At 60.9% G+C, this 10458-nt stretch carries 8 protein-coding genes; 3 read left to right on the forward strand and 5 right to left on the reverse strand.

Features of this window, described 5'->3' with window-relative positions; translation table 11 throughout:
• Nucleotides 1-54 precede the first annotated feature (54 nt).
• The 5 genes from prpF to QMX98_RS27475 form a co-directional block, all read right to left on the reverse strand.
• On the reverse strand, nucleotides 55-1245 hold the full coding sequence (gene prpF / locus QMX98_RS27455; RefSeq protein ID WP_010456542.1) for a 2-methylaconitate cis-trans isomerase PrpF: 1191 nt from the start codon (nucleotides 1243-1245) through the stop codon (nucleotides 55-57).
• Between the two features lie 54 nt (nucleotides 1246-1299).
• Nucleotides 1300-3897: a Fe/S-dependent 2-methylisocitrate dehydratase AcnD gene (gene acnD, locus QMX98_RS27460; protein WP_010456544.1), complete on the reverse strand. Its 2598-nt coding sequence runs from the start codon at nucleotides 3895-3897 to the stop codon at nucleotides 1300-1302.
• 203 nt (nucleotides 3898-4100) lie between these two features.
• Nucleotides 4101-5228: a 2-methylcitrate synthase gene (gene prpC, locus QMX98_RS27465; protein WP_077748190.1), complete on the reverse strand. Its 1128-nt coding sequence runs from the start codon at nucleotides 5226-5228 to the stop codon at nucleotides 4101-4103.
• A gap of 153 nt (nucleotides 5229-5381) precedes the next feature.
• Nucleotides 5382-6272: a methylisocitrate lyase gene (gene prpB / locus QMX98_RS27470; RefSeq protein WP_282411665.1), complete on the reverse strand. Its 891-nt coding sequence runs from the start codon at nucleotides 6270-6272 to the stop codon at nucleotides 5382-5384.
• Entirely contained in the window at nucleotides 6269-6988 is a 720-nt protein-coding gene (locus tag QMX98_RS27475; protein ID WP_169857072.1) for a GntR family transcriptional regulator, read from the reverse strand. Before QMX98_RS27475 ends, prpB begins: the two co-directional genes overlap by 4 nt.
• Before the next feature lie 302 nt (nucleotides 6989-7290).
• Here QMX98_RS27475 and QMX98_RS27480 point away from each other — a divergent pair, with 302 nt between their 5' ends.
• Genes QMX98_RS27480 through QMX98_RS27490 form a run of 3 tightly spaced genes read left to right on the forward strand, consistent with a single transcriptional unit; the run spans nucleotide 7291 to nucleotide 10354 of the window.
• Nucleotides 7291-7827, forward strand: coding sequence for an ATP-dependent zinc protease (locus tag QMX98_RS27480; RefSeq protein WP_010456553.1), 537 nt, complete (start codon nucleotides 7291-7293; stop codon nucleotides 7825-7827).
• Between the two features lie 5 nt (nucleotides 7828-7832).
• A complete protein-coding gene (locus QMX98_RS27485) occupies nucleotides 7833-9368 on the forward strand; it encodes an inactive transglutaminase family protein (RefSeq protein ID WP_077748188.1) in 1536 nt (511 codons plus the stop codon).
• On the forward strand, nucleotides 9368-10354 hold the full coding sequence (locus QMX98_RS27490) for an alpha-L-glutamate ligase-like protein (protein WP_010456557.1): 987 nt from the start codon (nucleotides 9368-9370) through the stop codon (nucleotides 10352-10354). The genes QMX98_RS27485 and QMX98_RS27490 overlap by 1 nt, the downstream gene beginning before the upstream one ends.
• Nucleotides 10355-10458: the final 104 nt, after the last annotated feature.

The following is a 10458-nucleotide window of genomic DNA, read 5'->3' on the forward strand; positions in this document are numbered from 1 at the left end:
GATCTTGAGGGCGCCTTCGCCGGCAAGCCTGGCTCCTACAGGCGTTAGGTGTTGTTAGAAGGAATCACCCGGCACGCGGACGTAACCTTCCATCAACACCCGCGCACTGCGGCTCATGATGGCCTTGTTCACTTTCCATTCACCGTTCACCAGGCTAGCTTCAGCGCCCACCCGCAAGGTGCCGGACGGATGCCCGAAGCGCACGGCATTGCGTTCGATTCCACCCGCCGCGAGGTTGACCAAGGTGCCGGTAATCGCCGCTGCCGTGCCGATGGCAACGGCCGCCGTGCCCATCATCGCGTGGTGCAATTTACCCATCGACAACGCACGTACCAGCAGGTCGACATCCCCTGCCGCAATGGCTTTGCCGCTGGACGACACGTAGTCCGCCGGCTTTGCCACAAAGGCCACCTTAGGTGTGTGCTGACGCTTGGCCGCTTCGTCCAGGTCCTTGATCAAGCCCATGCGCAATGCGCCATAAGCACGGATCGTCTCGAACATCAGCAGCGCTTTCGGATCGCCATTGATCGCCCCCTGCAACTCGGTACCGGTGTAGCCAATGTCTTCGGCATTGACGAAAATCGTCGGGATGCCGGCATTGATCATGGTTGCCTTGAAGGTCCCGACGCCGGGCACTTCCAGGTCATCCACCAGATTGCCGGTGGGGAACATCGAACCGCCGCCACCCTCTTCTTCCGCGGCAGGGTCCATGAATTCGACCTGCACTTCAGCGGCGGGAAAGGTCACTCCGTCGAGTTCGAAATCGCCGGTTTCCTGCACTTCACCGTTAGTAATCGGCACGTGGGCGATGATGGTCTTGCCGATGTTGGCCTGCCATACGCGCACCACGGCGATGCCGTTCTGCGGAATGCGGCTGGCGTCCACCAAACCATTGCTGATGGCGAACGAACCGACCGCTGCCGACAGGTTGCCGCAATTACCGCTCCAGTCGACGAAAGGCTTGTCGATCGAGACCTGACCGAACAGGTAATCGACGTCGTGATCAGCCTTGGTGCTTTTCGACAGGATCACGGTTTTGCTGGTGCTGGACGTTGCGCCGCCCATACCGTCGATTTGCTTGTCGTAAGGGTCGGGGCTGCCGATCACGCGCAGCAACAAGGCATCGCGCGCCGGGCCGGGAATCTGTGCCGCTTCGGGCAGGTCTTTGAGGCTGAAAAACACGCCTTTGCTGGTGCCGCCGCGCATGTAGGTGGCGGGGATTTTGATCTGAGGTGCGTGAGCCATGATGGTCCTTTTAGGATCGAGCGGGACCGCAGGGTCCCGCCCGAACTCATCGTGTTAAACGGCAACCGCCGATTCTTCGAGGAAGTCCTGAGCGAAACGCTGCAACACGCCGCCGGCCTCGTAGATCGACACTTCTTCAGCGGTGTCGAGGCGGCAGGTGACTGGCACTTCGACGCGTTCGCCGTTCTTGCGGTTGATCACCAGCGTCAGTTCGGCACGCGGCGTGCGCTCACCGATCACGTCGTAGGTTTCGCTACCGTCGATGGCCAGGGTATGACGGTCGGTGCCCGGTTTGAACTCCAGCGGCAACACGCCCATGCCCACCAGGTTGGTGCGGTGGATGCGCTCGAAACCTTCAGCGGCAATCGCCTCGACACCCGCCAGACGCACGCCCTTGGCCGCCCAGTCGCGGGACGAACCCTGACCGTAATCGGCGCCGGCAATGATGATCAGCGGCTGCTTGCGCTCCATGTAGGTTTCGATGGCTTCCCACATGCGCATCACTTTGCCTTCCGGCTCGACGCGAGCGAGAGAACCCTGCTTGACCTTGCCGTTTTCCTGAACCATTTCATTGAACAGTTTCGGGTTGGCGAAGGTGGCGCGTTGCGCGGTCAGGTGGTCGCCACGGTGAGTCGCGTAAGAGTTGAAGTCCTCTTCCGGCAAGCCCATTTTCGCCAGGTATTCACCCGCCGCGCTGTCCAGCATGATCGCGTTCGACGGCGACAGGTGATCGGTGGTGATGTTGTCCGGCAGCACCGCCAATGGGCGCATGCCCTTGAGCGGACGTGCGCCGGCCAACGCGCCTTCCCAGTACGGCGGACGACGGATGTAAGTGCTCATCTCGCGCCAGTCGTACAGCGGCGTGACTTTCGGGCCGGTGTCTTCATGGATGGCGAACATCGGGATGTAGACCTGACGGAACTGCTCCGGCTTGACCGACGCCTTGACCACGGCGTCGATTTCTTCGTCGCTCGGCCAGATGTCTTTCAGGCGGATTTCCTTGCCTTCGGCGTCCAGGCCCAGCACATCTTTTTCGATGTCGAAACGGATGGTGCCGGCGATGGCGTAAGCGACCACCAACGGCGGCGAAGCAAGGAACGCGTTCTTGGCGTACGGGTGAATCCGGCCGTCGAAGTTGCGGTTACCGGAGAGCACGGCGGTGGCGTACAGGTCGCGGTCGATGATCTCTTGCTGGATCACCGGATCCAGCGCACCGGACATGCCGTTACACGTGGTGCAAGCGAACGCCACGACGCCGAAACCAAGTTGCTCCAGCTCAGTCGTCAGGCCGGCTTCGTCCAGGTACAGCGCCACGGTTTTCGAACCCGGCGCCAGGGACGATTTGACCCACGGCTTGCGGGTCAGGCCGAGCTTGTTGGCGTTGCGCGCCAGCAGGCCGGCGGCAATCACGTTGCGCGGGTTACTGGTGTTGGTGCAGCTGGTGATGGCGGCGATGATCACCGCGCCATCCGGCATCTGGCCAGGAACGTCGTCCCACTGACCGGAGATGCCTTGGGCGGCGAGATCCGAGGTGGCGACGCGGGCGTGCGGGTTGCTCGGGCCGGCCATGTTACGCACGACGGTGGACAAGTCGAACGTCAGGCCGCGCTCGTATTGCGCGCCTTTCAGGCTGTCAGCCCACAGGCCGGTTTGCTTGGCGTAGTTCTCGACCAACTGCACCTGCTCGTCTTCACGGCCGGTGAGTTTGAGGTAGTCGATGGTTTGCTGGTCGATGTAGAACATCGCCGCCGTGGCGCCGTATTCCGGGGCCATGTTGGAGATGGTTGCGCGGTCGCCGAGGGTCAGCGCGGCGGCGCCTTCACCGAAGAATTCCAGCCATGCGCCGACCACTTTTTGCTTGCGCAGGAACTCGGTCAACGCCAGCACCATGTCAGTGGCAGTGATGCCCGGTTGCAGCTTGCCGGTCAGTTCAACGCCGACGCTTTCCGGCAGACGCATCCACGACGCACGGCCGAGCATCACGCTCTCGGCTTCCAGACCACCGACACCAATGGCGATCACGCCCAGTGCATCGACGTGCGGGGTGTGGCTGTCGGTGCCGACGCAAGTGTCGGGGAACGCCACGCCGTCACGCACCTGGATCACCGGAGACATTTTCTCCAGGTTGATCTGGTGCATGATGCCGTTGCCCGGTGGAATCACATCAACGTTCTTGAAGGCCTTTTTGGTCCAGTTGATGAAGTGGAAACGGTCTTCGTTGCGACGGTCTTCGATGGCGCGATTCTTCTCGAACGCCTCCGGGTCGAAGCCTCCGCGCTCGACGGCCAGGGAGTGGTCGACGATCAACTGCGTCGGCACCACCGGGTTCACTTGCGCCGGGTCACCACCTTGCAGGGCGATGGCGTCACGCAGGCCGGCGAGGTCGACCAGCGCGGTCTGGCCGAGGATGTCGTGGCACACCACGCGAGCCGGGAACCACGGGAAGTCGAGGTCGCGTTTGCGCTCGATGAATTGCTTCAGGGATTCGGTGAGCGTGGCCGGGTCGCAGCGACGTACCAGGTTTTCCGCCAGCACGCGAGAGGTGTACGGCAGAGTGTCGTAGGCGCCAGGCTGGATAGCCTCGACAGCCGCGCGGACGTCGAAGTAATCCAGATGGCTGCCGGGCAGCGGTTTACGGAATTCAGTGTTCATCGTCAGGACTCGGTCACGGTAGTTTCAAAAGGTGGGGCCTGGCACAGCACCTGAAATGCACACAATCCACTGTAGGAGTGAGCCTGCTCGCGATAGCGGTCAATCAGTCGACATCCATTTTGAATGTCAGTCCGTCATCGCGAGCAGGCTCGCTCCTACAGGGATCTGCGTAGAGTTCAGATCCCGGTGCAGGCCTTCACCATTCAGCGTTGTTCGATTGGCACGAACTTGCGCTGTTCGACGCCGACATACTCGGCGCTCGGGCGGATGATGCGGTTGTTGGCACGCTGTTCGAACACGTGCGCCGCCCAGCCGGTCAGGCGCGAGCAGACGAAGATCGGTGTGAACAACTTGGTCGGAATGCCCATGAAGTGGTACGTCGACGCATGGTAGAAGTCGGCGTTCGGGAACAGTTTCTTCTGTTCCCACATGGTCGCGTCGATGGCTTCGGAAACCGGGAACAGCACGGTGTCGCCCACTTCTTCAGCGAGTTTTTTCGACCAGCCCTTGATCACTTCGTTACGCGGATCGTTGTCTTTATAGATCGCGTGGCCGAAGCCCATGATCTTGTCCTTGCGCGCCAGCATGCCGAGGGTGCCCTCGACGGCCTCTTCAGGCGACGAGAAGCGCTCGATCATTTCCATCGCCGCTTCGTTGGCGCCGCCGTGCAGAGGGCCGCGCAACGAACCGATGGCCGCGGTGACGCAGGAATACATGTCCGACAGCGTCGAGGCGCACACCCGTGCGGTGAAGGTCGAGGCGTTGAACTCGTGTTCCGCGTAGAGGATCAGCGAAACGTTCATCACTTTGACGTGCAAATCGCTCGGTTTCTTGCCGTGCAGCAAGTGCAGGAAGTGGCCGCCGATGGATTGTTCGTCGCTCACGCAGCTGATGCGCTTGCCGTCATGGCTGAAGCGATACCAGTAGCACATGATCGCCGGGAACGCGGCGAGCAGGCGGTCGGTCACGTCGTGTTGCTCGGAGAAGTCTTTCTCCGGCTCGATGTTGCCCAGGAACGAGCAACCGGTGCGCATCACGTCCATCGGGTGGGCGTCGGCAGGAATGCGTTCCAGCACTTCTTTGAGCGCTTGCGGCAGGTCGCGCAGCTTGCCCAGTTTGCTGATGTAAGCGGCGAGTTGTGCCTTGGTCGGCAATTCACCGTAAAGCAGCAGATAAGCCACTTCTTCGAATTGCGCGTCGGCCGCCAGTTCGCGAACGTCGTAGCCGCGATAGGTCAGGCCTGCGCCCGATTGGCCCACGGTGGACAGAGCGGTTTGCCCGGCAACCTGGCCACGGAGCCCGGCGCCACTGAGTACTTTTGCTTCGGCCATTGCTGTCTCCAGTTTTTCTTGAATTTGTCAGGGAAACTTGTAGGAGCGATGCTTGCTCGCGAAAGCGCTGTATCAGACGACATTAATGTTGAATGTCAGTGCGTCTTCGTCGGATCGCCGCCCAGAGCAAGCTTCGCTCCTACAGGGCTTTCGTTACTTCTTCGCGGCAAACAACGCATCAAGCTTCTGCTCGAAGGTGTGGTAGTCGATGCGATCGTAAAGCTCCAAGCGGGTCTGCATGGTGTCGATCACGTTCTGTTGCGTGCCGTCGCGACGGATTGCGGTGTAGACGTTTTCCGCCGCCTTGTTCATCGCGCGGAAAGCGGACAGCGGGTACAGCACCAGCGACACATCGGCAGCGGCGAGTTGCTCGGTGGTGTACAGCGGCGTCGCGCCGAATTCGGTGATGTTAGCCAGGATCGGCGCTTTCACGCGATTGGCGAACAGCTTGTACATGCCCAGTTCGGTGATAGCTTCCGGGAAGATCATGTCGGCGCCGGCTTCGATGCAGGCGGCGGCGCGATCCAGCGCGGATTCCAGACCTTCCACTGCCAGGGCGTCGGTGCGAGCCATGATCACGAAGCTGTCATCGGTGCGCGCATCGACGGCGGCCTTGATCCGGTCGACCATTTCCTGCAGCGACACGATCTCTTTATTTGGACGGTGACCGCAGCGCTTGGCGCCGACCTGGTCTTCAATATGGATCGCCGCCGCGCCGAACTTGATCATCGACTTGACGGTGCGCGCGACGTTGAACGCCGAGGAACCGAAACCGGTGTCCACGTCCACCAGCAGCGGCAGGTCGCACACGTCGGTAATGCGACGCACGTCGGTCAGCACGTCATCCAGGCCGGTGATGCCCAGGTCCGGCACGCCGAGGGAGCCGGCAGCCACCCCGCCACCCGACAGGTAAATGGCCTTGAAACCGGCGCGCTTGGCCAGCAGCGCGTGGTTGGCGTTGATCGCGCCGACCACTTGCAGCGGATGTTCGCTGGCGACCGCATCGCGGAAACGCTGGCCTGGAGTGCTCTTGTTGGAACTCATGACTCACCTCGTTCAGTGGCTGTCTGGTTAGCGCCGTCCTGGTAGTGACGGGCGATATTGCGTTTGGAGGCGCCGATGTGACGGCGCATCAACAACTCGGCGAGCTCACCGTCACGGTCGGCGATGGCGTCGAGAATTCGGTGGTGCTCGGCAAAGGCCTGGTGCGGGCGATTGGGCGTGGTGGAAAACTGGATGCGGTACATGCGCACCAGCTGGTAGAGCTCGCCGCACAGCATCTGCGTCAGGGTGCGGTTGCCGCTGCCCTGGATGATCCGGTAGTGGAAATCGAAGTCGCCTTCCTGCTGGTAATAGCCAACGCCGGCCTGAAACGCCTCATCGCGCTCGTGGGTTTCGAGGACCCGGCGCAGTTCGTCGATTTCTTCGACGGTCATGCGTTCGGCCGCCAGCCGACAGGCCATGCCTTCGAGGGATTCGCGAATCTCGTAGAGCTCCAGCAGCTCGGCATGGCTCAGCGAAACCACCCGCGCCCCGACGTGCGGTACGCGGACCAGCAGGCGCTGGCCTTCCAGTCGATGGATCGCCTCGCGCAACGGCCCGCGGCTGATGCCGTAGGTGCGCGCCAGCTCCGGCTCGGAGATCTTGCTGCCCGGGGCGATCTCGCCTTTGACGATGGCCGCCTGAATGCGGCGGAAGACGTTTTCGGAAAGCGTCTCCGACTCGTCTTGCGTAACCACCGGGGGATCGAGTTGATCCAGCATATTGTCGACACCTTGAAAGCCAATGCCGCAAAAACTAGCGAAAACAGCCGCAACAGTCAAAGGATAAATAGGTATTGTCGACAATCGTCTAATAACCGACTGCACCACAACAAGGCAGCCCTTCTGTTTATAGCCCCCCGCCAGCGCTGGCGCCATAAACCCACCGTGCTAGAATGCCGCCCGCATTTGTCTGTGACATCTGCACGGCTTGTCATAAATAGTTGATAGGCATACGAGGGAGCTTGCGCAGCGATGCCAGGGCCTTGAATTGAAGTACGGACCGCTGCGCACCAGGATTTATGAGACTCAAGCCCCTCCCGACATTCCTTTATCTTCTTTGCCTGCCCGGTTTCGCCGTGGCGGGGGAAAAGACCGTGTACGGCCTCAACGAGTATGCTTCCCTGGACGGCATCAACCTGGAAGTCGCCGCCAAACTCGACACCGGGGCGAAAACAGCGTCCCTGAGTGCCCGCGACATCAAACGTTTCAAACGCAATGGCGAGTCCTGGGTGCGCTTCTATCTGGCCATCGACGCAGCGCATTCGCACCCCATCGAACGGCCACTGGCCCGCGTCAGCAAGATCAAGCGTCGTGCCGGCGACTACGACCCGGAAGAGGGCAAGAAGTACACCGCCCGTCCGGTGATCGAGCTGGATATCTGCATGGGTTCGGCTTTACGCAGTATCGAAGTGAACCTAACCGACCGTAGCGCCTTCCAATACCCGCTCTTGATCGGCTCCGAAGCGCTGAAACGCTTCGACGCGCTGGTCGACCCCAGTCTTAAATACGCTGCTGGCAAACCCGCCTGCGCCACCGACGCACATACCGCAGAGTAATTCCAATGCGCGCTCTTACCCTCCATCTGAAACTGCTGATCGCCATCCTGGTGGTGCTGGGCATTTCAGTTACGGCCTATCAGATTTTCGTGCTCGGCATTCCCGTGACCGAGGACGCCACCGACGACTTGTGGAACATCGACGCCAAGGTCGAGTTCGTCGCCAGTGCCAAAGACCCGGTCAAGATCCAGATGTTCGTGCCGCCGCTGAGCCGCGACTACGTCAGCCTCAACGAGAGTTTCATTTCCAATAACTACGGCGTGGCCGTAAACCGTGTCGACGGCAACCGCAAGGTGACCTGGTCGGCGCGCCGGGCCAAGGGCAACCAGACCCTTTATTACCGCCTGGTGCTGACCAAGCGCTACACCGGCGAAAAATCCAAGGTCAAGGGCCCGACCTTCCGCGACAGCATCGCCGTCGAAGGTGCGGAAAAAATCGCCGCCGAAGCCCTGCTCGCGCCGATCCGCCAACACTCGGCTGACGTCGAAACCTTCATCGGCGAAGCCATCAAGCGTGTCAACAATCTCAACGATGACAACGTGAAGCTGTTGCTGGGCGGCGATCCTTCCCCCGGGCACAAGGCGAAAATCGTCGAGCTGGTCCTGTCCATCGCCCACGTGCCGGTGGAAAAGGTCCACACCATCCGTCTGGTGGCCGATCAGCCGCAAACGCCGGAACTCTGGCTGCGCAGCTTCAACGGCACCGACTGGCTGTACTTCAACCCGGAAACCGGCGAACAAGGCCTGCCGTCCGACCGCCTGCTGTGGTGGACCGGCGACGAAAACCTGATCACCGTCGATGGCGGCAAGAAAGCCAACGTGACGTTCAGCCTGAACAACAGCGAAATGAACGCGATTCGACTGGCCAAGCTGACCGACGAAAACACCGACGCCAACTTCCTCGAATACTCGCTGTACGGTTTGCCCCTGCAAACCCAGCAGACCTTCATGATCATGGTGATGATCCCGATCGGCGTGCTGGTGATCCTGATCCTGCGTAACCTGATCGGCCTGCAGACCCTCGGCACCTTTACCCCGGTGCTGATCGCCCTCGCCTTCCGCGAAACCCAGCTTGGCTTCGGCATCGTTCTGTTTACGGTCATCACGGCGCTCGGGCTGTCACTGCGCTCCTACCTTGAACACTTGAAGTTGCAGATGCTGCCGAGGCTGTCGGTGGTGCTGACCTTCGTGGTGGTGCTGATCGCGGCAATCAGCCTGTTCAGCCATAAACTCGGCCTGGAACGCGGGCTGTCGGTGGCGCTGTTCCCGATGGTGATTCTGACCATGACCATCGAACGCCTGTCGATTACCTGGGAAGAACGCGGTTCCGGGCATGCGATGAAAGTGGCGATCGGTACGCTGTTTGCCGCCTCCCTGGCGCACCTGATCATGAGCGTGCCGGAGCTGGTGTACTTCGTGTTCACCTTCCCGGCGATCCTGCTGATCCTGGTGGGTTTCATGCTGGCGATGGGGCGTTATCGCGGTTACCGCCTGACCGAACTGGTGCGCTTCAAGGCTTTCCTCAAGAAGGCTGACTCTTGATGTTCGGCTTCTGGAAGACCTGGAAGGCCCTGGAAGCCCGGGGCATCATGGGGATCAATCGGCGTAACGCGGACTACGTGCTCAAGTACAACAAGCGCAGCCTGTACCCGATTGTCGATGACAAGATCATCACCAAGGAACGCGCGATCGCCGCCGGCATTCATGTGCCGGAACTGTACGGCGTGATCTCCACCGAGAAGGAAATCGATAACCTCGACAAGATCATCGGCGGGCGCACCGACTTCGTGATCAAACCGGCCCAGGGCGCGGGCGGCGACGGCATCATTGTGGTTGCCGACCGTTTCGAGGGCCGCTATCGCACGGTGTCCGGCAAGATCATCAGTCATGAGGAGATCGAGCACCATGTCTCCAGCATCCTCACCGGCCTGTATTCCCTGGGCGGTCACCGTGACCGCGCACTGATCGAATACCGCGTGATCCCGGACCAGATCTTCAAAAGCATCAGCTACGAAGGCGTCCCGGACATTCGCATCATCGTGTTGATGGGCTATCCGGTGATGGCGATGTTGCGCCTGCCGACGCGCCAGTCCGGCGGCAAGGCCAACCTGCACCAGGGCGCCATCGGCGTCGGCGTCGACCTCGCAACCGGGCAAACGCTGCGCGGCACCTGGCTGAACAACATCATCACCAAACATCCGGACACCACCAACGCGGTGGACGGCGTGCAACTGCCCTACTGGGACGGTTTCATGAAACTCGCTGCCGGCTGTTATGAGCTGTGCGGGCTGGGCTACATCGGTGTCGACATGGTGCTCGACCAGGAAAAAGGCCCGCTGATTCTTGAGCTCAATGCCCGGCCCGGGCTAAACATCCAGATTGCCAACGATTGCGGCCTGACGCTGCGCACTCATGCGGTTGAAGCGCGGCTGGAAGAGCTGAAAGCGCGCGGGGTTGTTGAGTCGGTTCAGGAGCGGGTCGAGTTTGTTCAGGAGATGTTTGGGCATATTCCTGCCGTCGAAGGCTGATCCGAAACCGAGTCGCTGCCTTCGCGGGCAAGCCTCGCTCCTACAGATCTAGCGTCGTTCACATTCTCGGCGAACGGCACAAACCCGTAGGAGCGAGGCTTGCC

Source organism: Pseudomonas sp. PS02303 (genome assembly GCF_029959925.1).
Taxonomy (GTDB): Bacteria; Pseudomonadota; Gammaproteobacteria; order Pseudomonadales; family Pseudomonadaceae; genus Aquipseudomonas; species Aquipseudomonas mandelii.

Bases quoted from the DNA above. Each gene is read 5' to 3' on its own strand.
- prpF (WP_010456542.1), bottom strand. From the start codon at position 1,245: ATGGCTCACGCACCTCAGATCAAAATCCCCGCCACCTACATGCGCGGC.
- acnD (WP_010456544.1), bottom strand. From the start codon at position 3,897: ATGAACACTGAATTCCGTAAACCGCTGCCCGGCAGCCATCTGGATTAC.
- prpC (WP_077748190.1), bottom strand. From the start codon at position 5,228: ATGGCCGAAGCAAAAGTACTCAGTGGCGCCGGGCTCCGTGGCCAGGTT.
- prpB (WP_282411665.1), bottom strand. From the start codon at position 6,272: ATGAGTTCCAACAAGAGCACTCCAGGCCAGCGTTTCCGCGATGCGGTC.
- QMX98_RS27480 (WP_010456553.1), top strand. From the start codon at position 7,291: ATGAGACTCAAGCCCCTCCCGACATTCCTTTATCTTCTTTGCCTGCCC.
- QMX98_RS27485 (WP_077748188.1), top strand. From the start codon at position 7,833: ATGCGCGCTCTTACCCTCCATCTGAAACTGCTGATCGCCATCCTGGTG.
- QMX98_RS27490 (WP_010456557.1), top strand. From the start codon at position 9,368: ATGTTCGGCTTCTGGAAGACCTGGAAGGCCCTGGAAGCCCGGGGCATC.